24 protein-coding genes are annotated in these 23417 nt (G+C 66.6%); 6 read left to right on the forward strand and 18 right to left on the reverse strand.

Features of this window, described 5'->3' with window-relative positions:
* Positions 1-103: 103 nt before the first annotated feature.
* A complete protein-coding gene (gene phaZ / locus ACXN5S_RS09130; RefSeq protein ID WP_458605111.1) occupies positions 104-1438 on the reverse strand; it encodes a polyhydroxyalkanoate depolymerase in 1335 nt (444 codons plus the stop codon).
* 99 nt (positions 1439-1537) lie between these two features.
* Between phaZ and ACXN5S_RS09135 the strand changes: the two genes are divergently transcribed.
* The 3 genes from ACXN5S_RS09135 (at position 1538) to phaR (ending at position 4630) form a co-directional block, all read left to right on the forward strand.
* Entirely contained in the window at positions 1538-3370 is a 1833-nt protein-coding gene (locus ACXN5S_RS09135; protein WP_458605112.1) for a PHA/PHB synthase family protein, read from the forward strand.
* A 191-nt stretch (positions 3371-3561) separates the two neighbouring features.
* Positions 3562-3963: a phasin family protein gene (locus ACXN5S_RS09140; protein WP_458605169.1), complete on the forward strand. Its 402-nt coding sequence runs from the start codon at positions 3562-3564 to the stop codon at positions 3961-3963.
* A 118-nt stretch (positions 3964-4081) separates the two neighbouring features.
* Positions 4082-4630: a polyhydroxyalkanoate synthesis repressor PhaR gene (gene phaR / locus ACXN5S_RS09145; RefSeq protein ID WP_458605113.1), complete on the forward strand. Its 549-nt coding sequence runs from the start codon at positions 4082-4084 to the stop codon at positions 4628-4630.
* Between the two features lie 301 nt (positions 4631-4931).
* On the opposite strand, the gene ACXN5S_RS09150 is transcribed toward phaR, so the two are convergent.
* Complete coding sequence (locus ACXN5S_RS09150; RefSeq protein ID WP_458605114.1) at positions 4932-6299, reverse strand: aminotransferase; 1368 nt, start codon at positions 6297-6299, stop codon at positions 4932-4934.
* 150 nt (positions 6300-6449) lie between these two features.
* Here ACXN5S_RS09150 and ACXN5S_RS09155 point away from each other — a divergent pair, with 150 nt between their 5' ends.
* A complete protein-coding gene (locus ACXN5S_RS09155) occupies positions 6450-7409 on the forward strand; it encodes a LysR family transcriptional regulator (protein ID WP_458605115.1) in 960 nt (319 codons plus the stop codon).
* Positions 7410-7678: 269 nt separating this feature from the next.
* Here the strand turns inward: ACXN5S_RS09155 and ACXN5S_RS09160 are convergent, their stop codons facing one another.
* The 9 genes from ACXN5S_RS09160 to ACXN5S_RS09200 all read right to left on the reverse strand — a co-directional run bounded on the left by ACXN5S_RS09160 (position 7679) and on the right by ACXN5S_RS09200 (position 16402).
* A complete protein-coding gene (locus ACXN5S_RS09160; RefSeq protein ID WP_458605116.1) occupies positions 7679-8890 on the reverse strand; it encodes a DegT/DnrJ/EryC1/StrS family aminotransferase in 1212 nt (403 codons plus the stop codon).
* A gap of 615 nt (positions 8891-9505) precedes the next feature.
* Positions 9506-10807, reverse strand: coding sequence for an NAD(P)/FAD-dependent oxidoreductase (locus tag ACXN5S_RS09165; protein WP_458605117.1), 1302 nt, complete (start codon positions 10805-10807; stop codon positions 9506-9508).
* Between the two features lie 48 nt (positions 10808-10855).
* Positions 10856-11242, reverse strand: coding sequence for a VOC family protein (locus ACXN5S_RS09170; protein ID WP_458605118.1), 387 nt, complete (start codon positions 11240-11242; stop codon positions 10856-10858).
* A gap of 5 nt (positions 11243-11247) precedes the next feature.
* Entirely contained in the window at positions 11248-11559 is a 312-nt protein-coding gene (locus ACXN5S_RS09175) for a DUF1272 domain-containing protein (RefSeq protein WP_458605119.1), read from the reverse strand.
* Complete coding sequence (locus ACXN5S_RS09180; protein WP_458605120.1) at positions 11559-12914, reverse strand: glutamine synthetase family protein; 1356 nt, start codon at positions 12912-12914, stop codon at positions 11559-11561. Before ACXN5S_RS09180 ends, ACXN5S_RS09175 begins: the two co-directional genes overlap by 1 nt.
* Positions 12911-13594 carry a type 1 glutamine amidotransferase gene (locus ACXN5S_RS09185; protein ID WP_458605121.1) on the reverse strand — a complete coding sequence of 228 codons (684 nt, stop codon included), beginning with the start codon at positions 13592-13594 and terminating at the stop codon, positions 12911-12913. Before ACXN5S_RS09185 ends, ACXN5S_RS09180 begins: the two co-directional genes overlap by 4 nt.
* 75 nt (positions 13595-13669) lie before the next feature.
* Positions 13670-14188, reverse strand: a complete 519-nt coding sequence (locus ACXN5S_RS09190) for a GNAT family N-acetyltransferase (RefSeq protein WP_458605122.1) — start codon at positions 14186-14188, stop codon at positions 13670-13672.
* Between the two features lie 78 nt (positions 14189-14266).
* Positions 14267-15592, reverse strand: coding sequence for a glutamine synthetase family protein (locus ACXN5S_RS09195; protein ID WP_458605123.1), 1326 nt, complete (start codon positions 15590-15592; stop codon positions 14267-14269).
* 3 nt (positions 15593-15595) lie between these two features.
* Complete coding sequence (locus ACXN5S_RS09200; protein ID WP_458605124.1) at positions 15596-16402, reverse strand: ABC transporter permease; 807 nt, start codon at positions 16400-16402, stop codon at positions 15596-15598.
* A gap of 71 nt (positions 16403-16473) precedes the next feature.
* Here ACXN5S_RS09200 and ACXN5S_RS09205 point away from each other — a divergent pair, with 71 nt between their 5' ends.
* A complete protein-coding gene (locus ACXN5S_RS09205) occupies positions 16474-17436 on the forward strand; it encodes a hypothetical protein (protein WP_458605125.1) in 963 nt (320 codons plus the stop codon).
* A gap of 11 nt (positions 17437-17447) precedes the next feature.
* Here the strand turns inward: ACXN5S_RS09205 and ACXN5S_RS09210 are convergent, their stop codons facing one another.
* From ACXN5S_RS09210 to ACXN5S_RS09235, 6 genes are all read right to left on the reverse strand, one after another.
* Entirely contained in the window at positions 17448-18338 is an 891-nt protein-coding gene (locus ACXN5S_RS09210) for an ABC transporter permease (RefSeq protein WP_458605126.1), read from the reverse strand.
* A 132-nt stretch (positions 18339-18470) separates the two neighbouring features.
* Positions 18471-19199 (reverse strand): transporter substrate-binding domain-containing protein, encoded by a 729-nt coding sequence (locus ACXN5S_RS09215; RefSeq protein WP_458605127.1) that lies wholly within the window; start codon positions 19197-19199, stop codon positions 18471-18473.
* Positions 19200-19271: 72 nt separating this feature from the next.
* Positions 19272-20069, reverse strand: coding sequence for an ABC transporter ATP-binding protein (locus tag ACXN5S_RS09220; protein ID WP_458605170.1), 798 nt, complete (start codon positions 20067-20069; stop codon positions 19272-19274).
* A gap of 161 nt (positions 20070-20230) precedes the next feature.
* Positions 20231-20992 (reverse strand): phosphate/phosphite/phosphonate ABC transporter substrate-binding protein, encoded by a 762-nt coding sequence (locus ACXN5S_RS09225; RefSeq protein ID WP_458605128.1) that lies wholly within the window; start codon positions 20990-20992, stop codon positions 20231-20233.
* Positions 20993-21062: 70 nt separating this feature from the next.
* On the reverse strand, positions 21063-21503 hold the full coding sequence (locus tag ACXN5S_RS09230; protein WP_458605129.1) for a tellurite resistance TerB family protein: 441 nt from the start codon (positions 21501-21503) through the stop codon (positions 21063-21065).
* Between the two features lie 88 nt (positions 21504-21591).
* Positions 21592-22179, reverse strand: coding sequence for an NADPH-dependent FMN reductase (locus ACXN5S_RS09235; RefSeq protein WP_458605130.1), 588 nt, complete (start codon positions 22177-22179; stop codon positions 21592-21594).
* Between the two features lie 99 nt (positions 22180-22278).
* On the opposite strand from ACXN5S_RS09235, the gene ACXN5S_RS09240 reads away from it, so the two are divergent.
* Positions 22279-22665 (forward strand): winged helix-turn-helix transcriptional regulator, encoded by a 387-nt coding sequence (locus ACXN5S_RS09240; RefSeq protein WP_458605131.1) that lies wholly within the window; start codon positions 22279-22281, stop codon positions 22663-22665.
* 9 nt (positions 22666-22674) lie between these two features.
* Here the strand turns inward: ACXN5S_RS09240 and ACXN5S_RS09245 are convergent, their stop codons facing one another.
* Complete coding sequence (locus tag ACXN5S_RS09245; protein WP_458605132.1) at positions 22675-23307, reverse strand: NYN domain-containing protein; 633 nt, start codon at positions 23305-23307, stop codon at positions 22675-22677.
* Positions 23308-23417 lie beyond the last annotated feature (110 nt).

The raw sequence follows: 23417 nt of genomic DNA on the forward strand, positions 1-23417 counted from the left end.
CCGCACCGCGGCAGGCATCGTCGGGCTCAGCTGCGGCCGGCCTAGTGGCTGACCGTCGCCTGAGCCAAAAGATAGGGGCCGCTGCAGAGCGGCCCCGTTCCTTTTAGACCGGCATCGTGCCGTCGTGCCGCATCGGTTCCGGCTCGGTCCCCGAATCCGCCGGCCTCTCGTTCACGGTGACGATCTTCGGGCGCATCGGCTTGCGGGCCGGAGCTTCGGAATTCTCGTCGATGAACTTCAGCACCAGCGGGCGGATGTTGTTGCGCCAGGATTTGCCGGCGAAGATGCCGTAATGCCCGGCGCCCGGCTCCAGATGTGCGGCCTTCTTTTCGCGGGGCAGGCCGGTGAGCAGGTCGAGCGCGGCGTAGCACTGGCCGGGGGCCGAGATATCGTCTTCCTCGCCCTCAACCACCTTCACGGCGACGCGGGTGATCTTGCCGATATCCACCTGCTTGCCCTCGACGGTGAAGGCGTTCCGCGCGATCTCACGGTTCTTGAAGATGCGCTCGACAGTAGAGAGGTAGAACTCCGCCGTCATGTCCATCACCGCCAGATATTCGTCGTAGAAGACGTTGTGGCGGTCGTTGTCATCGGCCTCGCCCTTGGCGGCGCGGATGATCTGGTTCTGGAACGCCTCGCTATGCGTCTCCATGTTCATCGAGATGAACGAGCTCAGCTGCAGAAGGCCGGGATAGACGAGCCGCCCGACGCCGTCATTCTTGAAGCCGACCCGCTGGATGGCGCCCTGTTCGAGCTGGCCCATGGTGACGGAGCGACCGAAATCGGTAACCTCGGTGGGCGTGGCCTCGGGGTCGATCGGGCCGCCGATCAGCGTCATCGAGCGGGGCTGCGCGTCGGGCTCTTCCTCGGCCAGATAGGCCGTGGCGGCGAGCGTGAGAGGGGCGGGCTGGCAGATGGCGATGACATGCAGATCGCTGCCGAGCGCCTTCATGAATTCGACGAGGTAGAGCGTGTAGTCCTCGACATCGAACTTGCCGGCCGAAACCGGGATGTCGCGCGCATTGTGCCAATCGGTGACGAAGACCTCGCAATCGGGTAGAAGCGAGATGACGGTCTTGCGCAGGAGGGTCGCATAATGGCCCGACATCGGGGCGACCAGAAGCACACGGCGGCGGCGCGGCTCGCGCCCCGGCACCTTGAAATGGATGAGATCGCCGAAGGGCTTCTCGACCATCTTCATCACGCGTACGACATGGTCCTTGCCATCGGCGCCGGTGATGGTGGGGATGCCCCAGGCGGGCTTGGCGACCATGCGGGCGAAGCTGCGCTCGGTCACCTCGCCCCAGGCCTTCAGCCAGGGCGCCATGGGGCTGCCCGCCATGGCGGGATACGAGCCGATGGCCTGCGCAGTGGCACCAAGCCATTGATTGGTATTGCGCATGGTTTCCATCAGGTCATACGTGAACATATTCTTCATCAGACCCTCCCGAGGGGAACTGTCGAGACCTGCTCCGCGTCCTCCCATAGCGGGACGGGCACGAATGCTGCACCTGCAAACTAGGCCGAAGATTAACGCATGTCCATCGATGAGAGTGACAACGCCGGGGAAGACACGCTGGCTCTGAGTAAGCTGGAGGCCAATCTCGCAAAGATCGAGGGGCTGACAGCGCGCTTTCTGGCGGCCCTGTCGAAGGGGCGGCAGGTGCCCCCTGGCCTCGCCGGGCCGGCGCCCGAACTCTATGCCAAGGCCGCCACCGCCTGGTGGCATCAGGCCGTGCATGACCCGGCCAAGCTGATCGAACAGCAGATCGGCTGGTGGGGTGAGACGGTGAAGCAATATGTCGAAGCGCAGCAGCACCTCGCCAAGGGCTATGTGCGCCCCGCAGCGGAAGAGGCCGCGCCGCCGCCAAAGCAGAGGCCCGACAAGCGCTTCACCAACCCGCTCTGGGAGACGCATCCCTGGTTCAACTACATCAAGGAGCAGTATCTGGTGAATGCCGCCGCCATTCAGAGCGCGGTCGACACCATCGAGCTTGATCCGGCCGAGAAGCGGCGGCTGACCTATTTCTCTCGCCAGATCGTTGAGCTGCTTTCGCCCACCAACTTCCTCGCGACCAACCCCGACGCGCTGGAGCGCGCGGTTGCGACTGAGGGGCAGAGCCTTGTGAACGGGCTGGAAAACCTCGTCGCCGATCTGGAGGCCAACGCCGGCGATCTGGTCGTCTCGCTGGCGGATCGGACGGCCTTTCGCGTGGGCGAGAACCTTGCCACCACGCCGGGGCAGGTCGTCTACCGCAACCACCTGTTCGAGCTGATCCAATACGCGCCGAGCACCGAAGAGGTGCGCAAGATCCCCCTGATCATCTTCCCGCCCTGGATCAACAAGTTCTACATCCTCGATCTGAAGGAGAAGAACAGCTTCATCAAATGGGTGGTGGATCAGGGCTATACGGTCTTCGTCGTCTCCTGGGTGAACCCCGACCCAGGCTACCGCGAGACCGGGCTGCTCGACTACATCGAAGACGGGTTCCTCACGGCCATGCGCGAGGCGCGGGCCATCACCGGCACCAAGCGCATCAACGCCATCGGCTATTGCATCGGCGGCACCACTTTGTCGCTCACCCTGGCGCTGATGAAGAAGCGGGGCGACCGGTCGGTCGCCTCGGCCACGTTCTTCACCACGATGACCGATTTCTCGGATCAGGGAGAGATGGGCGTCTTCCTCAACGACGATTTCGTCGATGCCATCGAGCAGGAGGCGAAGGACAGCGGCATCATGGACAAGTTCTACATGGCCCGCACCTTCAGCTATCTGCGCGCCGGCGATCTGATCTATCAGCCCGCCATCCGCAGCTACATGCTGGGCGAGCCGCCGCCCGCCTTCGACCTGCTGTTCTGGAACGGCGACGGCACCAACCTGCCGGCCAAGATGGCGGTGGAATACCTGCGCGGCCTCTGCCAGCAGGACCGTTTCGCCCGCGGCGGCATGCCGCTGGGCGACGAGGTGGTGCAGATCGGCGATGTGACGGTGCCGCTTTGCTCGATCGCCTGCGAGACCGACCACATCGCCAATTGGCGGTCGTGCTACGAGGGGTTCCGGCAATACGGCTCGGACGACAAGACCTTCATCCTCAGCGAGAGCGGCCATATCGCCGGCATCGTGAACCCGCCATCGAAGAAGAAGTACGGCCATTACGTCGGCGGCGATCTGGGGCAGGGGGCCGAGGGCTGGCAGGCCAGCGCCACCCGCCACGATGGCAGCTGGTGGCCGCGCTGGGAGGCTTGGCTGCAGCCGCGCTCGGGTAAGCTGGTGAAGGCGCGAAAGCCGGGTGATTCCCACCACAAACCGCTCGGACCGGCGCCGGGGAGCTACGTTCTTTCGGGGTCATCGACGCTTAACGGCAAGTAAACCCCTGAAATCTGACGCTAGGTGAACTTTTCTTCGCTGCAGTGCAGAGAAACCTTGAAATGCTGCGTTGCAGCATGCATATTCTTGGCACAGGCGAGAGGCGCCAGGAGCTGCCCCGCCAAGTGCATTGAAGAGGAATTACCGTGGCCTATACTCCGAACACCCCCGATTACACCGCCGCGTTCAAGGACATGATGGCCATGTTCCCGATGGACACCAAAGCGGTCGAGAACATGTTCAAGTCGCAAACCGCCTTGGCCGAGAAGATGTCTGCCATGGCCATCGACGCCGCGCAGAAATCGACCGATCTCTCCGCCAAGTGGACGCAAGAGACGCTCTCGAAGCTCTCTGTGATGGCCCAGGCCAAATCTGAGCCCACCGACTACGCCAAGTCGATGACCGATTTCGCCTCGGCCTCTGCCGAAAGCGCCGCCGAGCACATGGCCGCCTTCGCCGAGATCGCCAAGACGATGCAGACCGAGACGCTTGAGCTGATGCTCTCCGCCGGCAAGGACATGCAGGACGACATGACCGCCGCCACGCGTCAGGCGACGAACGAGGCCACCTCGGCCGCGATGAACGCCACCGCCTGAACCGGCGAGACGACCTGACCTGAAGATTGGGCGGGCTGCGCGAGACGCAGCTCGCCCTTTCTTTTTCTGCGCGGGCACGTACACTTCTCTGCACCGCAATATCCGGGAGGACAGCGCCATGGCCGATACGCCGAAACAACTGCTGATCAAGCGCTACGCCAGCCGCCGCCTCTATAATACCGAGACCAGCGATTACGTGACGCTGGAAGACATCGCCGCCTTCATTCGCGAGGGGCGCGAGGTGAAGATCGTCGATCTGAAATCCGGCGACGATCTGACCCGCCAGTACCTGCTGCAGATCATCGCCGAGCACGAAAGCCGCGGCGAGAGCGTGCTGCCGGTGGATGTGCTGACGGATCTGGTGCGCAGCTACACCAGCCAGGCCTCGTCGGTGGTGCCGCAATTCCTCGCCGCCAGCTTCGAGATGCTGCGCGAGGGGCAAAGCCAGATGTTCGACACCATGACCCGCGCCAACCCGATGTCGCAGATGCCCGGCTTCGAAGCGATGCGCGCCCAGCAGGAGGCCTGGCTGAAGGCCATGGGCGGCATGGTGCCCGGCGCTTCCTCCGGCCCCGCCCAGGAGCCGCGCGGTGACGACGACGGCCTCACCGACATCAAGCGCCAGCTTGCCGAGCTGCAGGAGAAACTGTCGAAGATGGGGCAGTAGGGGCCTTCGGGCACCTCCCATCTTCCACGAAACCGCCGCCGCTAAGCCCCCAGCCCGATGCGCGCCGCAGGCGCAGGGCGAGCGCCGGCCCGTCCCCGCTGGCGCTCTGGTGACGGCAGCGCAAAGCGCGCCGCTGGGAGGGGCGTGGCAGGCATAAATCGCTTTGGCGGAAAAGTTAGTGCGCCACCCCTCGAGCGGGCGCTCGCCCCGCGTGCGAGGGGAGCGCGCTTTGTGAGCGGACGTGGCGGGTGAAACTCGCGTTCCGGGGTGGCGGAGGGTCTCCCCGCCACCCCGGCGTTTCTTACGCCACTTCTGCGAACACCTTGTCGAGCGCCGCTTCGAGCTTGTCGAACATCTCCGCAAGCTGCTCGTCCGTCAGGATGAACGGCGGCGCCAGCACGATGCTCTGGCCCAGCGGGCGGCAGATCAGCCCCTGGTCCGTGCAGGCGTTCGCGATCCGCTCGGAGACCGAGAGGTTCCCGGGGAAGGGCGTCTTCGTCGCCTTGTCCTGCACCGCCTCCAGCGCGCCCATCAGGCCGCGGCCGCGCCATTCGCCGATGTTCTTCTTCTCCGCCAGTCGCGCCATCCCGGCCTCGAACTGCGGGATCAGGCGGGCGATGTTGCCCTTGATCTCGTCGCTCATCACCATGTCGATGGCCTTCAGCGCAATCGCGCAGCCAACCGGGTGGCCCGAGGCGGTGAAGCCGTGCGGGAACTCCTCGATGGCCTCGGAGGCCCGCGTCAGCCGGTCGCTCAGCTCCGGCCCGAGGATCACGGCGCCCATCGGGAAGAGACCGGCGGTGAGCACCTTGGAGGAGATGATGGCATCCGGCATGAAGCCGTAGCTCTGGCAGCCCCAGTCGCTGCCCGTCCGCCCGAAGCCGCAGATCACCTCGTCGGAGATGAGCGGGATGCCGTGCTTCTGCAGGATCGGCTGGATCGTCTGGAAGTACCCTTCCGACGGCGGGATCACCCCGCCCGCGCCCATCACGGGCTCGGCGACGAAGCCGGCGATGGTCTCGGCGCCCTCGCGCGCGATCATCTCCTCCAGCTCGGCGCCCATGCGGGCGGTGAACTCGGCCTCGCTCTCGCCCTCCTTGCCCTCGCGCCAGTAATGCGGGCAGGTCAGGTGCAGGAATCCGTCCATCGGCAGGCCGAAGACGGAGTTGTAGGGTTTGCCCGTCATCGAGGCGGACACCGCCGTCACGCCGTGGTAGGCGTTCTTGCGGGTGATGATCTTGCGCCGCTGCGGCTGCCCCTCGGCGCCCCAGAGGAACCACAGCATCTTCACCAGCGTGTCGTTCGCCTCGGAGCCGGAGTTGGTGTAGAACACCTTGCCGTCGGAGAAGGGCGAGACCTCGATGAGCTTCTCGCTCAGCATCACCGCCTGGTCGGACATGCGGCCGAAGAAGGCGTGGTAGCCGGGCAGCGTGTCGTATTGCGCCTTGGCAGCCTCGGCGAGTTCCTTGTTGTCGAAACCGAGCACCATGTTCCACAGGCCCGAATTGGCATCGAGGTAATCGCGGCCATGCACATCGGTGATGTAGGGGCCATGGCCCGAGGTCACGATGGTGGCGCCGCGGTCGGCGATCGTGGGCAGATCCGTGAAGCCATAGAAGGAATGCGCGTCGGCGCGCGATTCCCAGCTGTTCGGATTGGTCTCTCGCATGGGGCACCTCTGTTTGGAGTTTGGCGGGATGCTAGACCTCCGCCGAAGCACGTTCAATCGCTGGAAGAGGGCCGGGGGCACGCCGCCCCCGGCATGGACGCTGCGGCGCGCGGCCGCTACCGTCGCCGCAAGGCAGCGAGAGGGCAGGGCGTGACGGCATCGGAAGGGCGGATCAGCCTCTGGGGCATCGAGGTGTTCGTCGCCACCGCAGAGGAGCGCTCGCTCTCGGCCGCCGCGCGGAGGCTCGATGCCTCGCCCGCCACCGTCTCGCAGCAGCTCACCAACCTCGAGGCCGCCATCGGCGTTCGCCTGCTTGACCGGGGGGCGCGGCCCGTACAGCTGACCCCGGCGGGGGAAATCTTCCTGCGCCGGGCCAATGCGATCCTCAACGAGGCCGACCAGGCGCGGGCAGAGCTGGGGCTGCGCCAGCTCGCCTCGGTCACCCGCTTCCGGCTGGGGATGATCGAAGATTTCGATGCCGAAGTGACGCCGCGCCTGCTCGCCTCGATGGGCGAGGAGCTGCAAAAGTGCCAGTTCCTGCTAGAGACGGGCGCCTCGCACCGGCTTTACGACCTGCTCGACGCCCGGGCGCTCGACGTGATCGTCGCCGCCGATATCGGCGCCGAGATCGACGGAATGGAGCGGCATCCGCTCTTCGAAGAGCCCTTCGTACTGGCCGTGCCGCGCGGCTTCGAGGAGGGGCCTCGGGCCCTCAAGCGCAGCCCGCTGATCCGCTACACGACGCGCCACCACATGGGGCGGACGATCGCGGCGCATCTGGCGCGAGAGGGCGTGGCCGTGCCGCACCGCTTCGAGATGGACAGCTACCACGCCATCATGGCGATGGTCGCCTCCGGCGCCGGCTGGACGGTGCTGACCCCGATGGGCTGGCTGGCCGCCGAGCGCTTCCACGACGACGTCGAGCTGCGCCCCTTGCCTTTCGCTCCGCTCTCCCGCTCGATCTCGCTGATCGCGCGGGGCGGGGTGATGGGCGAGATGACGGCGAGCATGGCCGCGCGGCTGGGGCCGCTGCTCTGCGACTACATCGTGCGGCCGGTGGTGGAGGAATATCCCTGGCTCAAGGGGGAGCTGACGGTGCTGGGGCCGTAGGGAGGGCGACTGGTTGCGGCCCTTGGTCTTTGCCGAACCTCACCGCTCCTTCCCCAGGCGCGGAATCAAGGGCTTCAGCCCGCCGCGCGAGCGCCGGCCCGTCCCTGCGGGCTGGCGCTCTGGGGAAGGTACAGATTGGCTCGCCGCGAGGAGGGGGTGGCCGGGATAAAGCGCAATAGCGGACCCGGAGCGGCGCCGGGCCGGCGTGAACCGGGGTCCCTTGTGGCAGCCGTCTCCGGCGGATGGCGCGCTGTCAGGCGCGCCTCCCCTCAGGTCCCGTAGGCCAGCCGCTCGGCCATCACCTCGTCCATCGCTTCCACCACGGCGGCGGCGATGGCGCGGCACTCGGCCTCGGTCAGCCGGGCCGGCAGGCGCATGTCGCAGGCGCTCATCAGCATCGCGCGGGTCTGCGGCAGCTCGCCCGGCGCTTCGGGCAGGAACTGCCAGTTCCAGAACGCCCGGGCGTTATCCGTGCTCATCCCGAAGATCTGGATGGCGACGCCCCGTGCCCCGGCCGCCGCCGCGAAGGCGCGCGCCTCATCCTCGCCCAGCCCCACCATGTTGAACTGAATGGAATCCGGCGCCCGCCGCTCCTGCGCCAGCTTCTCCGGCACCTCCAGCCAGGGCGAGGCGCCCAGCAGCTCGGCCACCAGATCGTGGTTGCGCCGCCCGTCGCGCACCCGGCGCGGCAGCTCGGGCAGCTGGGCGCGGATCAGCGTGGCGGAGAGGTTGTTCAGGCGCATGTTGTAAAGCGGCAGGCGGTTCTGCCAGCGGGCCAGCGCCTCGTCGAGCGCCTCGTCGCGGTCATGCTTGCGCCAGGCGTGCTCATAGGCGCCCGACATGATGACGGCCCGGGCGATCAGCTCGGCATCGTCGGTGACCAGAACCCCGCCCTCGCCGGCGTTGAGCAGCTTGTAGCTCTGGAACGAGAAGCAGCCGATCTTGCCGATGGTGCCGATGTTCCGCCCGCCCCAGGTGGTGCCGAGCGAATGGGCCGCGTCCTCGATCACCGGCACACCGGCCAGCTCGCATTGCGACATGATCGCGTCCATGTCGGAGGTGTGGCCGCGCATGTGGCTGATGATGACGGCATCGGCGCCGGGCAGCTTGGCGGCGAAATCGGAAAGGTCGATCCGGTAGTTCGCGCCGCACTCCACCAGCACCGGCACCATGCCGGCATGCACGATGGAGGAGGGGACGGCGGCGAAGGTGAAGGCCGGGATCAGCACCCTTGCGCCCTTCGGCAGCGCCAGCGCCTCCAGCGAGAGGAACAGCGCGGCGGAGCAGGACGAGACGGCCAGCGCGTAGCGCGCGCCCAGCATCTCGGCGAACTCCCGCTCCAGTAGGGTCACCGGGGCGTTCTCCTTGGCGGTGTAGCGGAAGAGGTCGCCCGTCGCGAGGATGCGCTCGATCTCCTCCCGCGCGGCGGCGGGGATGGGCTCTGCGCTGTAGACGTCGATCTGCTCGGTGGTCAGGGTCATTTTGGCATTCCCGAAATCATCTTTCGGGAAACCTAACATGCGCTGTGTGACGTGGCAAAGACAGTTTGGGGGCCCATTCCGATGGGTCCGCCGCAGGCTTGCGGCGGAATTATTGGTTTATGACAGTGAGAGTAACGGGAGTGCCTATAGATGCCGTGACTTATCGTGGCCTACGCGCACCCGGTGAGGGCGACCGCTTCAGAACGCTCCTCCATGCTATCGACAATAAATCGGCCGGTGAGAGTACACGTGCCCAGGTCTTCGGCGAGAATTTCGCTGCCCTTTCGGAGGGAGCCATACGTCCTGACTAGCTCACGGTACCGGAGCTTGGAGATTGTGACGCTAAACATCTGAGGTCCTTTCGCCTTTGCACCCACTGAAAAATCCAGTGTCTGATGTTTCTGTGCTTAACCTCAGTGGAGTCGCTTGTGCGGCAAATCGGTTTTCATCGCGCGCAGCTCGCAGCACGCGTAGCATTCCCGCGCCCAGGAGGCGTGTATGGAGACAATGAAGTGCGCTTGAATCACGTCAAGCCAACGGCAAGCCCTCGTAGGGGAACGCTCGAAGCCGTCCGTGAATCCCGACGAACAGCAGCCTGCGGCACCCACGATTCCCCTAAACCCCCAGCCGGTCCCGCAGCGCGTACCAGCTCATCGCCAGCGTCACCAAGGGCGTGCGGAAGGCCGAGCCGCCGGGGAAGCGTTGCACGGGCAGCTCGCTCATCACGTCGAAGCGTTCGGCCTGGCCCGCCACCGCCTCGGCCATCAGGCGGCCGGCCATGCCCGAGAGCGCCACGCCGTGGCCCGAGAAGCCGGCGGCGGAGAGGGTCGTGGGGCCGAGGCGGGCGAGGTGGGGCAGGCGGGTCATGGTGATGCCCAGCGTGCCGCCCCAGACATGTTCCACCTCCACGCCCTTCAGCTGCGGGAAGAGATTGGTCATCCGCGCCACCAGAGGGCCCTTGATGTCGCTGGGAAAGCCCAGCCCGTAGCTCTCGCGACCGCCGAACAGGAAGCGGCCGTCGCTGGAGAAGCGGTAGTAGTTCACCACGAATTTGGAATCCGCGACGGCGATATCCTCGGCCAGCACCGAGCGCGGGTCGTCCAGCGGGCGGGTGGCGGCGATGAAGGAATTGATCGGCATCACCCGGGCCGACATATGCGGCTCGATGCTGGGCAGATAGCCGTTGCCGGCGAGGATCAGGTGCTTGGCCCGCACCACGCCCGCGGCCGTCTTCAGCGCCGGGGCTTGCCCATGCTCAATACCCGTGACCTCGCTGCGCTCATGGATGACGGCGCCCGCCGCTTCCGCCGCATGGGCCAGAGCGAGCGCGTAGTTCAGTGGGTGCACATGCGCGGCGCCACGGTCGAGCACGCCGCCCTTGTAGAGCGGCGATTTGACCAGCTCGGCGAAGCGGGCGGCCCCCATCGTCTCGGATTGCTCGTAGCCGTAGTGGCGGGCGAGGAACTCGGCCTCGGCCTTGTCCTCCTCCGCCTCGGCCTCGGAATAGGCGCCGTGGGCGACGCCCTCCTTCCAGTCGGCCTCGACCGCGTGGGAGGCGCAGAAGCTCTTCACCTGTTCCTTGGCATCCTCGGCGACCTGCCAGACGAGGCGGGCCTTATCCTCGCCCATCCGCTCGGCGATCCAGCGCATCGGCTTGTTGTAGCCCGAGCCGACCTGCCCGCCGTTGCGCCCCGAGGCGCCCCAGCCAACGCGGTGCGCCTCGAGCACGCGCACGCTGTAGCCCTTCTCGGCCAGCACCTTGGCGGCCCAGAGGCCGGTGAAGCCGGCGCCGAGGATGGCGACATCGGCGCTCTCATCACCCGCCAGCGCGGGCCGCTCGTCATGCAGCCGCGCCGTGGCGGTGTAGTAGGAGGGCGGGTAGGTGGCGGGGCGGTCGTTGCGATGCAAGGGGTTCATGGGCGTGATCCTGAGCCGGTGCAGGGGGAAAGGGAAGGGGGCACGCGCCTAGCGGCTTGCCTTCTGCCCCACCATGCAAAAGGCGTGACCAAACGGGTCGGCCAGCGTCACCATCCAGCGCCCCCCGCCGATGGGCTGGTTCTTCTCCAGGATGGCGCCGGCGGCAACGGCACGGGCGACGGCGGCGTCGATGTCGCCCACGTCGATATCCAGATGCACCGGCGTCCAGTGCCGGCTGTAGCGGCGCCGATCCTCCAGCCCCTCGACAGGAATCGAGCCCTCGGGCCGCTCCAGCAGGCCCATGGTGCGGCCCGCCAGCGAGAGCACCACGTAATCCGCCAAGAGCCGCGAGCGCAGCTCGAAGCCCAGCCCCTCGCAATAGAAGCGGATGGCGGCCTCAATATCGGGGACGTCGATTGTGAGGTAATAGCCCATCCCTCTCAGCGCTCCCCGGGCGGGATGTCCTTGAGCCGGGCGGAGAAGGCGCGCACCTCCTCGACCGGGTAGGAGAGGCCGCGACGCTGAGTGCCAGCCGGCCGCTGCGCGAGGCTGAGGCCCGGCCGCCATTCCTGGGCGGGCCGGATCGGGCGGGGCGCGAAGCCGCCGCCGCAATTGGGGCAGACGTTCTGCAGCTCCCTCTGCACGCAATCGCGGCAGAAGGTGCATTCATAGGTGCAGATCATCGCATCCGGCGCGTCCGGCGGCAGATCCCTGTCGCAGAATTCGCAGTTCGGTCTCAGTTCCAGGGCCATCAGACGTTCAGCAGCAGATGCTCGCGCTCCCAGGGGCTGATGACCTGCAGGAACTCGTCATATTCAGTGCGTTTCACGATGGAATAGACCCGGGCGAATTCCTTTCCCATGACCTCGTGGATCTCCTTGGCCTCGTCGAAGAGGTCGAGCGCCGCATGCACGCCGCGGGGGATGGCATCCTCGGCCTCGTAGGCATCGCCGCGGAAGCGCTTGTCGGGGCGGGTCTCGTTCATCAGCCCGAGATAGCCGCAGGCCAGCGAGGCGGCGATGCAGAGGTAGGGGTTGCAATCCATGCCCGCGAGCCGGTTCTCCACCCGCCGCGCCTCGGGCGGGCAGACGGGAATGCGGATGCCGGTCGTGCGGTTGTCGCGCCCCCATTCGAGATTGATCGGCGCGGCATGGTCTCGCACGTAGCGGCGGTAGGAATTCACGTAGGGCGCGATCACGGCGATCACGCTCGGCAGATGCTCCTGCAGGCCGCCGATGAAGTTGAAGAAGGCATCCGTCTCGCCGCCCTGCGGCCCGGCAAAGAGGTTGCGGCCTGTGCGCAGATCGGTGACCGAATGGTGGACATGCATGGCCGAGCCGGGCTCGCCCTCGATGGGTTTGGCCATGAAGGTGGCGAAGCAATCGTGCTTCAGCGCCGCCTCGCGGATCAGCCGCTTGAAGTAGAACACCTCGTCGGCCAGCCGCACGGGGTTGCCGTGGCGCAGGTTGATCTCCAGCTGGCCGGCGCCGCCCTCCTGCGTGATGCCGTCGATCTCGAAGCCCTGGATCTCGGCGAATTCGTAGATGTCGTCGATGACGGGGCCGTATTCGTCGACCGCGGTCATCGAATAGGCCTGCCGCGCCGCCGCCGGGCGGCCGGTGCGGCCCATCATGGGCTCGATGGGCAGGCGCGGGTCGGTGTTGCGGCCGACGAGGTAGAATTCCATCTCGGGCGCGACAACGGGCTTCCAGCCCTGCGCCTCGTAGAGTTCCACCATGCGGATCAGCACGTTGCGTGGTGCGAAGGGCACGCGCTCGCCACGCTGGTCGAAGGCGTCGTGGATGACCTGCAGCGTGCCATCGGCGGCCCAGGGGGCGGCGGTGGCGGTGGTGAGGTCGGGTTTCAGGATCATGTCGGGCTCGGTAAAGCCGTCCGGCCCCGCCGCCTCGCCCCAATCGCCCGTGATCGTCTGGAAGAAGATCGAGTTCGGCAGATGGAAGTACTGCTGCCGCTCCCACTTGCCGGCGGGCACAGCCTTGCCGCGGGCGATGCCCGGCAGGTCGGCGATGATGCATTCCACCTCGTCGAGGCGTTTGCCCTCCAGATAGGTCCGCGCCGCCTGGGGGATCCGGTCGAGCCAGTTCATGCCGTCACCTTCGCGCGCAGAACATTGGCGATCTTCTCGGCCAGCTTGTCGTTGTCATTCGGCATGGGCAGCGCCGCACGGGCCTGCGAGAGCAGATGGTCAGGCACCACGCCCTTGCCGCGCTTGTCGATCAGCCCCTCGATGAAGCTGCTGTTGAATTCGGGATGTGCCTGCACGGTGAAGATCTGGTCGCCATAGGCGAGGGCGGCATTGGCGCAGAAGGCATTGGTCGCCACCACCTCGGCGCCCTCGGGCGCTACCGTCACCTGGTCCTGATGCCAGGCGTTGAGCGCCAGCGTCTCGCCGCCGAGATCGTAGAGCGTGCGCCCCACGGCCCAGCCGCCGGGGAATTTCTCCACCTTGCCGCCAAGCGCCTGCGCGATGATCTGATGGCCGAAGCAGATGCCCACGAGCGGTCGGCCTGAATCGCGGATCGCCCGGATCAGCTCTTCGAGCGGCGGTATCCAGGCGTGGTCCTCATAGGCACCGTGCTTCGAGCCCGTGATGAGCCAGCCATCGGCGGCCTCGGGGCCGGGGGGGAACTCCCCGTCCACCACCGAGAAGACGGCGAACTCGAAGCCCTGCCCGCCGAGGAGCCGTTCGAAGAGGTCGGAATAATCGCCAAGGGCCGGGCGCAGCGCGTCGGGCGCGTGGCCGGTCTGTAGAATGCCGATGAGCATGAAGCACCGTTTTGGATGAGATGGGAGGAGCCTAGTCGGCCAGACCGGGCAGGGCAAGCGGGGGCCGCGCGCTCTCTATGCCAGCGGGCCGTCATGGCGGTAATGCAGGTCGCGCCCCTCTTGCCGGTCGAAGACGAAGCCCAGCCGCGCGAGCAGCGCCTGCGAGGCGCGGTTGTCCTCGTCGGTATCGGCGATCAGCCGGGTCACCCCATGCCGCGCCGCCAACTCCGCCATGGCGATCCGCGACGCCCGCTCCCCGAGGCCCTGCCGCCAGAAAGCAGCCCCCAGCACATAGGCAAGGTCGGCCTCCTCTCCGGTCACGGTCGCCTGCACAAAGCCGGCGACGACGCAGTCCACCCGCACCGCCCAGTTCAGCCAGGTCGCCCCGCCGTCCGGCGGCCCGGCTTGCTGCCGGGTGATCTGCGCCCGTAGCACGTCGGCACGGGCGGGCGGCGGAAGGTCGAGCGCCGCATAGGTCGCCTCATTGCCGATGGCCGCAAACAGCCCCTCCGCATCCCCAGGCACCAGCGGCCGCAGCTCTACCCGGCCCGCCGTCTCCTCCTGCCGGTCATCCATCAGCGCCCCGCCCCCCATCTTCGACTCTCCAATATCCTCGGGGGGGCTGCCAAAGGCAGCGGGGGGGCAGACAGCCCCCCTCCGACCTCTCCCCGCTCACACCGTATCGAGATAGAGTTCCAGCTGCTGCCGCTTCGTCAGCTCGGCGAAGTAGCGCGCTTCCTGCCGCTTGGTGCGCACGAGGTTCTCGATGAGCAGCTCAGGGAAGATCTTGCGCGCAAAGGCGCTTTCTTCCAGCGCGTCGATGGCGCTTTCCCAGGTGTCGGGGATCTGCGCCATCTCGATGTCATAGGCATTGCCCGAGATAGGGGCTGGCGGCACCATCTTCTCCTCGATGCCGATGAGCGCCGAGCCCAGCACGGCGGCCATGAAGAGATAGGGGTTCACGTCGCCCCCCGCCACGCGATGTTCGATCCGCCGCGCTCCCCAGCTGCCGCCGGGCACCCGCACGCTGGCGGTGCGGTTCTCGTAGGCCCAGCAGATGCCGGTCGGCGCGTGGCTTTCCGGCACGAGCCGGTCGTAGCTGTTGCCATGGGGCGCAAAGATCAGGGCCAGCTCGGGAATGCCCTTCAGGCAGCCCGCGATGCCTTGGTGCATCAGCTCCGAACCTTCGAAGGTGTCGTTGGCGAAGGCATTGCGGCCCTCGTCATCTTCCATCGAGAAATGCACATGCAGGCCGGAGCCGGCATATTCCTCGTATGGCTTGGCCATGAAGCTCGCGGCCATGTTGTGATTGCGGGCGATGCCGCGCACCAGCATCTTGAAGAGCCACGCATCGTCCGCCGCCTTCAGCGCGTCGGGCGCGTGCACCATGTTCACCTCGAACTGGCCGGCGCCATTCTCGGATATGGCGGCCTCGGCCGGGATGCCCATCGCATCGCAGGCGTCGTAGAGCTCGGTGAAGAAGATGTCGAAGGCGTCGAGCGCGCGCAGGCTGAGGATCTCCGCCCCCGGCCGCCGTTTGCCCGAGCGGGGCGAGACGGGCTGGCGGATGTCGCTGCCGCTGTCGTCGACGAGGTAGAACTCCATCTCGGTCGCCACCACCGGCGTCAACCCGAGCTTCTTGAAGCGGCCCACCACGCTGGCGAGCGCCTGGCGGGGGTCGCCTTCGAAGGGCTGGCCCTGCTCGGTGAACATCCACATCGGCAGCAGGGCGGTGTCGGTGTTGAGCCAGGGCATCGGCACATAGCCGCGCTCGGTGGGCATCAGCACGCCGTCGGGGTCGCCGATCTCAAAGACCAGCGGGCTGTCCTCCACATCCTCGCCCCAGATGTCGAGATTGAGGACGGAGAGTGGAAAGCGCATCCCCTCTTCCTCGAGCTTTGCGGCGAAGCGCCAGGGCACACGCTTGCCCCTTGCGACGCCGTTGAGATCTGCCGCGCCAGCGCGGATGTTGCGGATAGAGGGCGGAGGGCCGTTCATGAATTACCGGATGAGTTGAGGCCGCCAGCGCAGGCGTGCCCGGCGATCTTGCGGAAGATGCCGGTTCAGGCGGCGGTTCACCAGCCCGAAACTGCCGATGATCGTGAGGGTGAGCAGGATGAAGTAGAAGGCGAGGATGGGGTAGGGGACGAAGGGGTTGAACGTTTTGTCAGCGAAATAGGCGGCATAGTAGAGTGCGTCGCCCCGCTGCTGCACGGCGGGAAAGCCGGAAAAGAAGACCAGTGTGGTGGCGTGGAAGAGGAAGATCGCCTCGTTCGTATAGGCCGGCCAGGCCAGCCGCATCGTCGTGGGCCAGACGATCCGTCGCCAGCGGGTGAAGCCGGTCAGGCCGTAGGCATCGGCGGCTTCCAGGTCTCCCTTGGGGATCGAGCGCAGCGCGCCATAGAAGATCTCTGCTGAATAGGCGGCTGTGTTAAGAAAGAGCACCAGCGCCGCGCCCAGCCAGGCCGAGGTGAGCGGGTCGAACGCGGGGTGGACCGATTTGAGCGAGAGGAAGGCGAAATAGGCGAAGAAGAACTGAATGAAGAGCGGCGAGCCGCGGAAGAGGAAGATGAACCACTCCGCCGGTTTGCGCAGCCAGGGGCTTTCGGAGTTCTTGCCGACTGCGAGCAGGTTGGCGAGCATGAAGCCCGTCGCCATCGCGATCAGCCCGAAATAGATGTTCCACAGCATCCCAGAGCCGATGAGCGTGAACTGCTGGCAGAGGGTGAAATCCTCACGCGGCAGCAGCCGCTCGCCGATCCCGATAGAGCGCAGGGCATAGGCCTGAATGGTCTCGATGCAGCTCATGCGGAAACTTTCAGCGATGACAAAGCATTAGGGCCAGGTAAGTTGATTAGATTTCTAAGTGAGTTTCCCGCGTGATCCATATCGACTGGCTTCGGGCCAACACCCCGGGGAGGGAAGATCCGCCCCCGGGCACGTCCTCCTCGATCATCTATTCCCCCGATGAGATTATCGACGATCCCCTTCATCCCGACGATGTCGTTCACGACTGGACGGTGCTCGAGGCCGCGAACGGCCCTCCGCCAGACGGCGCCGCCCCCGAAGAGGCTGATGCGGGCGAACGTGCCGAGCCCAAGCCTCAGGGCCGCGAGCTTGTCGTGCGCAAGCCCAGCGAGGCCGACACCACCGCCTTCGGCCCGCGCTTCGCGATAGAGCCGATCTTCACCATCATCGATTACGTCGATTGCCATCACCTCTTCTCGCGCCGCCGCATCACCATGCGCCACCTTGAGCAGCGCGGCTCGCGCATGTTGCTCTGCGCCTATTGCCACGAGCGTGAGGGCAGCCGGATGTTTCGCCTCGAGCGGATCGCCTCGCTCATCGACGGCACGGATGTCGCCGTCAATTCCGATCCGTTCTTCAGCCAGATCACCGAGAATGCCGCCGTCTTCGCGCTCGATCCGGTCGACGAGCCGGCGGGCGGCGGCAGCTTCGAACGGCTGCGCTTCGAGGTGATGCCGGCCGTGGCTTTGCTCGCCACCGCGGCGCGCATCGATGACCGTGTCGGACGGCGCGAGGCCGATGCCATTCTCGGCTACATCACCGAAGAGGCCAGCGAGCTGCGGCACGAGGGTGTGCTGAGCAGCAGCGTTGTCGAACCCGAGCTGTTTCGCCCGCTCGTGGAGCAAAGCCGCCTGCTGCGGATGGATCTCGACACCACGGTTGCTCGTGTGCAGGGCTGGGGCGCGGAGCGCAAAGCCCGGCTTGAGACGGCGCTGGGCGAGATCATAGCCGATGTCATCGACATCACCGGCGGGCGCCAGCCCGCCAGCATTGTTGAGCCATCGAGCGATCCGGGCCCTCAGCCCGAGTTTTAGGCCCGGGCGCCTCACGCTGTCACCTCGCCGCGCCGGAGCCGCTCGCCAGAGGCGGTGGCCTGGCCGTGGCTCAGCCTGTCCTGCAGGCGCGAGAGCGCCCATTCCGACAGCTTCGTCAGCCCCAGATAAAAGACGAGCAACGCCCCGAAGTACCACACCCGCCAGTCGCCATGGGGGTAGGCGGTGAATTGCGGTGTCTTGGTGCCGCCGAGCTCGCGCGCCCAGTAGACGACATCCTCCACCCCGAGGAGGAAGAGCAGCGGCGTGGCTTTCACCAGCACCATCCACAGGTTGCTGAGGCCGGGCAGGGCGTAGACCCACATCTGCGGCACCAGCACCCGGCGGAAGGTCTGCGCCCGGCTCATGCCATAGGCCTCTGCCGTTTCCAGCTGGGCGCGGGGCACCGCGCGCATGGCGCCGAAGAGTACGTTGGCCGCGAAGGCGCCGAAGACGATGGCGAAGGTGATGACGGCCAGGGCGAAGCCGTACCCCTCATGCACCCATTGCGGCGCGTTCGAGAGCGGCAGCTTGGCGGCCTGACAGACGATGAAGTCATTGCCCTGCCAGACGGAATTCTCCCAGTCGGGGCATTTCACCCGGTGGCGGATGTATTCGAAGAGCTGGTCGAGTGCGATAACGAAGAAGAGGAAGAAGGCGATGTCGGGCACGCCGCGCACGATGGCGATGTAGCCCTTGCCGAGCCATCTGAGCGGCGCGAAGCGGCTGCGCGCCATCACAGCGCCGCCAAAGCCGAAGGCCAGCGCCGTGGGTGCCGTCACCGCGAGAAGCAGCAGCACCGTGCCGACCGACCAGTAGATCGCCATGTGCTTGCCTGTGGTCAGGTAGCAGCTGAGCCAGCTCAGCCCCTCCAGCGTCGCGGGGTCGGTGCAATAGCCGAACATCAGCCCTCCAGCGCTGCCCTTGGGCAGCCTGCATGCGGCACCGGGGCCGCCTGTCTAAATTGCGTCTTTGCCATGAGGGCGGCCCGAGCGGCGCGTCGAGGGCGGGGCAGGCCCCGCCCTCGGTCCGTCACATCACTCGTAGGTCACGACGTCTTCGCCGAACCACTTGATGAGCAGCTCGTTGAGCGAGCCGTCTTCCTTCATCGAGGTGATGGCCGCGTCCATTGCGTCCTTCAGCTCGGTGTCGCTTTCGCGCAGGCCCATGCCAACGCCGCCGCCGAGCGGCACGCGGTCGCCCACGAAGGTCAGCTCGCCGCCAGAGGCTTCGACCACCGGAGCGAGGTAGTCGTAATCGGCGAAGACAGCATCGGCCTCGCCCGAGCGGACGGCGGCGATGGTCTCATCGGGGGTCGCATATTCCAGCAGCGTGGCGCCGCTTTCGGCCACATAGCCGGCCTGGATCGTTGCGGTCTGGGCCGAGACGACGCCGGAGGTCACGTCGACATCGGCAGAGGCCGCGACATAGGCCGAGGCGGTCGGCGGGTAGTAATCCTGCGTGAAGTCGATGACTTCCTCGCGCTCGTCGGTGATGCTCATGCCGGCGATGATGGTGTCGTAGTTGCCAGCCACGAGGTTGGGGATGATCGAATCCCAATCGTTCGTCACCCATTCGCAGGTCAGCTCGGCGCGCACGCAAAGCTCGTCACCCAGCTCACGCTCGAAGCCGGCGACCTCGCCGGTGTCGTCGATGTAGTTGTACGGAGGGTAGGCGCCCTCCGTGCCCATGCGGATGGTGTCCTGCGCGAGGGCGCCACCGGCAGTCAGCGCCAGCGCGGCGGTGGTGAGGATCAGCTTATTCATGTTGGTCTCCCTGTTGATCCTGTTTGGCGACCGATCGGGGCCGCTTTGGTCTTTCACTCTGCCGGGCCAGGTTCAGGCGGCCTGGGTGGCGGAGAGAAACTGTTGCAGCCGCTGGGTTTGCGGCTGGCCGAAGAGGCGCGAGGGCGGGCCCTCTTCCTCGATCCGGCCCTGATGAAGAAAGACGACATGGTCCGAGACATCGGCAGCCAGCCGCATGTCATGCGTGACCAGGATCATGGTGCGCCCCTCATCGGCGAGGGATTTGATGACGCGCACCACCTCCTGCTCCAGCTCGGGGTCGAGTGCGCTGGTGGGCTCGTCGAAGAGCAGCGCCTTCGGCTCCATGCAGAGCGCCCGTGCTATGGCGGCGCGCTGCTGCTGCCCGCCGGAAAGCTGGGCCGGCCAGGCCTCGGCCTTGTCGCCGATGCCGACCTTGGCGAGGTAATACCGCGCCTTCTCCTCGACCTCCGCCCTGGGGCGGCCGAGCACGGTGACGGGCGCCTCCATGACGTTCTGCAGGATGGTCATATGCGCCCAGAGATTGAACTGCTGGAACACCATCGACAGGTTCGTGCGAATGCGCACGAGCTGGGCATGGTCGGCGGGCCGGCGGTTCGGCCCATGGCCCTTCCATCGCACCTCTTCGCCATTGATGCGGATCTCGCCCTGCTGGCTGTCCTCCAGAAGGTTACAGCAGCGCAGCAGCGTGGATTTGCCCGAGCCGGAGGAGCCGATCATCGCCACGACATGCCCGGCTGGCGCGGCGATATCGACGCCCTTGAGCACTTCCAGCTCGCCGTAGCTCTTGTGCAGGTCGCTGATCTCGATGACCGGCGGGCTGTTCGGCCGCGAGCCTGGCGTTGCGGTCAGGCTGGACGCGCCGTCGCGCAGCCCGCTCGGCTGAGTGTCGTCATGCACGCCTAAAGTCATCCCGGCTTTTCGGCCCTTGAGGCCCTCGTTGCCGGGCAGTGCAGCCTATTTCGCCTGCCATGGCAATAAGTCGCAGCAAGGAACGCTGCGCAAATGCCCGATCAGATGGCAGATGCCTCTGGCTTGGGCGGAAGAGGCAGGTCGTAGGCGCTTTCCGGGAAGGGCACGATTCCCTTCAGGCCAAGCACCTCTGCCTCCTGGCGGGGCAGGGCGGCGATGGCGCCGGCAATCGCCTCCCGATAGGGGGCCGGGTCTTGCCCCGCGCGGGTGACGAAGCTTAGCCCCGGGCTGGCATCGGTGCGCCCGATGATCTTCACGCGCGCCGTCTGCTCGGGCGCCCAGCGGCTGAGGTTCGCCCATGTGACCGCGTCGATCGTCGCAAGCCGCGCCGCGCCCTCCGCCACGCGCGCCAGCGAGGCGGCATGCGAGCCGGTCTCCTCGCCGGTGGGAAAGTGGAAGCCCCGCGCCCCGGCCCAAAGCTGCGCCGCCCCCCAGCCCGACTGGCTGAGCCCGTCGTTATAGGCGAGCGGATAGGCCGCGGCGTCCTCGGGGCTTTCGGCTGGGTCGTCCTTCGGCACAATGAAATGTGAGTAGTATTCCCCCGGCGCGCAACCCGGCAGCCCGTAGTCACCGGCGCCGATCAGCGTCACCCGGCCTTTGAAGACCGCCCGGTACGGCAGGTTGCAGATCTGGCTGAGCACCAGATCCTCCCGCCCCCAGCCCTCAACATGGCCCGTCTCTGTGTCCAGCTCGTCCGGCGCCGAAATTCCGCGCGCCCTGAGCCCGTCGCGGATAAGTTCCCAGAGCACCCTATGCGCCCCGGCATTCTCCGCCCGCAGATACATCGGCAAGGCCGCAATCATGCTCCCGGCGCCTCCTTCATCTGGCCAGAAATACCTCGGGGGTGCGGGGGCTGGCCCCCGCACGTCGCCATCAGGCGCTGTCTTCCAGCCCCTTGCGAATCCGGTTCGAGGCCGTGTCGTCGATCCCCAGCATCCGCGCCACCAGCCGCATCAGCTGGTTCTCGTCGGTATCGCGCTGCCCGTCAGCCAGCGCCACGGCCCAGGCCGCCTCGATGATCGCCTCGCGCTCATCCAGCGGCACCGCATCCTTGATGGCGCGGGTGAAGCGCACCGTGTCTGGCGCCTCGGCCTCCAGCGCTTCGGCGTCACTGCGCAGGCGCGTGACCTCGAAGGGCGAGAGGCCGTAGCGCCGGGCGAGCAGCGCGTCGATCTGCGCGATCTCGGTCTCGGCATAATCGCCATCGGTGCGGGCGATGCGCACCAGAAGGCCGGCGAGCGCCAGCTGCTCGTCTGGCTCTGGCAGACGGCCCGGCTCCGGCTCTGTCAGCCGGCGGAGGAGGTTCGTGAACATGCCAGGCTAAATAGAGCAGGGCGCCAGCCTGCGCCAGCGCCCTGCCAGTCTCGTGATACCGGGTTGTCCCCGGCGTCCAGTGCTTAGCTTAGGACGCGGCGCGCGCCGGCGTCAGCGCGTTGGCCCACCAGACCAGATCGTCGAACATCGCGGTGGCGGAGGGGCGCAGCACCTCGTCGACATCGCTCATCGGGCCGTTGCCGCCCAGCGGGTGGACCTTGAAGAAGTCCGACGCGCCGAGGTTCACGCCGCCGCGGACGGGCACCATCTGCAGTTCGACTGCGATGCCGCGCAGGTGCTCGACAGCGCGGGCGCCACCGATCGAGCCATAGCCGAAGGCGGCCATCGGCTTGCGCACGAAGGGCATGTAGGCCTGGTCGAGCGCGTTCTTCAGCTCACCGGGGATCGAGTGGTTGTACTCGGCAGTGAGGAAGACATAGCCGTCGTATTCGGCCAGCTTTTCCTGCCAGGCGATGACCTTGGGGTCGGTCGCCGGCATCCACAGGTCGGAAGCCGGGGCGGCGAAGAACGGCAGGTCGAAGTCGCGGAGATCGACGATTTCGAGCGTCAGGTCGTCGCGGGCATCGGCCACTTCCTTGATCCACGCGGCCGGCTTGTCGGCGAAGCGCGTCTCGCGGGTGGTGGAGAGGATCAGGGCGATACGAGGTTTGGACATGGGTCCCTCCTTGGAGTAGTTTCGATTCGTTACTACCTGCATATCGGGGAGCGCGAGTTTTCCCGCAAGAAGGCACTCTTTGGAAAGGAAGGCACCCCGATGGAAGATGGTCACCCGCAGGAAACCTGCTTACGTATCAGTGCCTTGCTCAGCCGCGTCGGCGACAAGTGGGTGATCCTCGTCATCCGCGCCCTCGATGGCGAGACGAAGCGCTTCAACGCCCTCCGCCGCGAGATCGGCGACATCAGCCAGAAGATGCTTTCCTCCACGCTGCGCAATCTTGAGCGCGACGGGTTCGTGCGACGGACTGTCACGCCGGTGACCCCGCCGATGGTGGAATACCAGCTGACCGATCTGGGGCAGGAGCTGCTCTGCCCGGTGCAGGCGCTCGCCAGCTGGACGGCCACCAATGCCGACCGGATCGAGGCCGCACGCCTCGCCTACGATTCGCGCGGTGCCGACGGGCGAGAGGCGAGCGCGGCCTGAGCCCGGCCCTCAGCGGGCGCGCACCATTGGAATGGGGCCGCTCTTGTCGACGCGGTAGAGATCGGGGCGGGCGCTGACATAGCTCGTCCAGCTCGCCTCCTTCACGTTCGCCAGCCGTATTCCCCGTTCGCGGGGCAGGCGTATGCCCAAAGCCTGCACGCTGAGTTGCCCCTTCGGATCTGTGACGAGCAGGGCATGAATGCTTGCGTCGACCGGCGAGAGCGCCTCCGCCTCCGCAATCTCCAGAAATTCCGTACAGGCTGCCCGCAGCCGCTTGGAGGCCTTGGCCTCGCCAAGACCGATCACCTCTTTGCCTATGTCGCGCAGCTCCAGCGCCAGCGGGGCGAAGTCGCTGTCGGAGCTGGCGAGGCAGGCGATGTCCCACCGGTCTTCGGCGGCGGCGCGCACCATATCGATGCTCAGGCGAAGATCGGTGGCGCAGGGGCCGGGGGCGACATGGACCAGGCTGTAGCCCGGCGCCTTCTGCCAGCCCGGCAATTGCGCCGCGTCACCATAGGCGCGGGCGCTCTGCAGCCGGCCGCGGCGGCCCGCGACCTCAAGCAGAGCGGAGGCGTGGGACGGCGAGATGTTCTCGCCATCGACATAGAGCGCAACGCGGGGGCGGGTGGCGGCATGCATCATGGGCGCGAGCCTCGCCATGGCAAAGGGCGAAAATAGGGCGGGCCTGCGCCCAAGGTGAGCGCCCGCGAGCGCTAACCCGGCTTGCCGCCACGGCCCGCCGGTGCTTTATG

It is taken from the genome of Pseudoroseicyclus sp. H15, from assembly GCF_054353345.1.

Bases quoted from the DNA above. Each gene is read 5' to 3' on its own strand.
- phaZ (WP_458605111.1), bottom strand. From the start codon at position 1,438: ATGAAGAATATGTTCACGTATGACCTGATGGAAACCATGCGCAATACC.
- ACXN5S_RS09210 (WP_458605126.1), bottom strand. From the start codon at position 18,338: ATGTTCGGCTATTGCACCGACCCCGCGACGCTGGAGGGGCTGAGCTGG.
- ACXN5S_RS09190 (WP_458605122.1), bottom strand. From the start codon at position 14,188: ATGGGGGGCGGGGCGCTGATGGATGACCGGCAGGAGGAGACGGCGGGC.
- ACXN5S_RS09215 (WP_458605127.1), bottom strand. From the start codon at position 19,199: ATGAATAAGCTGATCCTCACCACCGCCGCGCTGGCGCTGACTGCCGGT.
- ACXN5S_RS09175 (WP_458605119.1), bottom strand. From the start codon at position 11,559: ATGGCCCTGGAACTGAGACCGAACTGCGAATTCTGCGACAGGGATCTG.
- ACXN5S_RS09135 (WP_458605112.1), top strand. From the start codon at position 1,538: ATGTCCATCGATGAGAGTGACAACGCCGGGGAAGACACGCTGGCTCTG.
- ACXN5S_RS09140 (WP_458605169.1), top strand. From the start codon at position 3,562: ATGATGGCCATGTTCCCGATGGACACCAAAGCGGTCGAGAACATGTTC.
- ACXN5S_RS09195 (WP_458605123.1), bottom strand. From the start codon at position 15,592: ATGAACGGCCCTCCGCCCTCTATCCGCAACATCCGCGCTGGCGCGGCA.
- ACXN5S_RS09245 (WP_458605132.1), bottom strand. From the start codon at position 23,307: ATGATGCATGCCGCCACCCGCCCCCGCGTTGCGCTCTATGTCGATGGC.
- ACXN5S_RS09150 (WP_458605114.1), bottom strand. From the start codon at position 6,299: ATGCGAGAGACCAATCCGAACAGCTGGGAATCGCGCGCCGACGCGCAT.
- ACXN5S_RS09170 (WP_458605118.1), bottom strand. From the start codon at position 11,242: ATGGGCTATTACCTCACAATCGACGTCCCCGATATTGAGGCCGCCATC.
- ACXN5S_RS09160 (WP_458605116.1), bottom strand. From the start codon at position 8,890: ATGACCCTGACCACCGAGCAGATCGACGTCTACAGCGCAGAGCCCATC.
- ACXN5S_RS09200 (WP_458605124.1), bottom strand. From the start codon at position 16,402: ATGAGCTGCATCGAGACCATTCAGGCCTATGCCCTGCGCTCTATCGGG.
- ACXN5S_RS09240 (WP_458605131.1), top strand. From the start codon at position 22,279: ATGGAAGATGGTCACCCGCAGGAAACCTGCTTACGTATCAGTGCCTTG.
- ACXN5S_RS09230 (WP_458605129.1), bottom strand. From the start codon at position 21,503: ATGTTCACGAACCTCCTCCGCCGGCTGACAGAGCCGGAGCCGGGCCGT.
- ACXN5S_RS09180 (WP_458605120.1), bottom strand. From the start codon at position 12,914: ATGAACTGGCTCGACCGGATCCCCCAGGCGGCGCGGACCTATCTGGAG.
- phaR (WP_458605113.1), top strand. From the start codon at position 4,082: ATGGCCGATACGCCGAAACAACTGCTGATCAAGCGCTACGCCAGCCGC.
- ACXN5S_RS09225 (WP_458605128.1), bottom strand. From the start codon at position 20,992: ATGATTGCGGCCTTGCCGATGTATCTGCGGGCGGAGAATGCCGGGGCG.
- ACXN5S_RS09165 (WP_458605117.1), bottom strand. From the start codon at position 10,807: ATGAACCCCTTGCATCGCAACGACCGCCCCGCCACCTACCCGCCCTCC.
- ACXN5S_RS09185 (WP_458605121.1), bottom strand. From the start codon at position 13,594: ATGCTCATCGGCATTCTACAGACCGGCCACGCGCCCGACGCGCTGCGC.
- ACXN5S_RS09235 (WP_458605130.1), bottom strand. From the start codon at position 22,179: ATGTCCAAACCTCGTATCGCCCTGATCCTCTCCACCACCCGCGAGACG.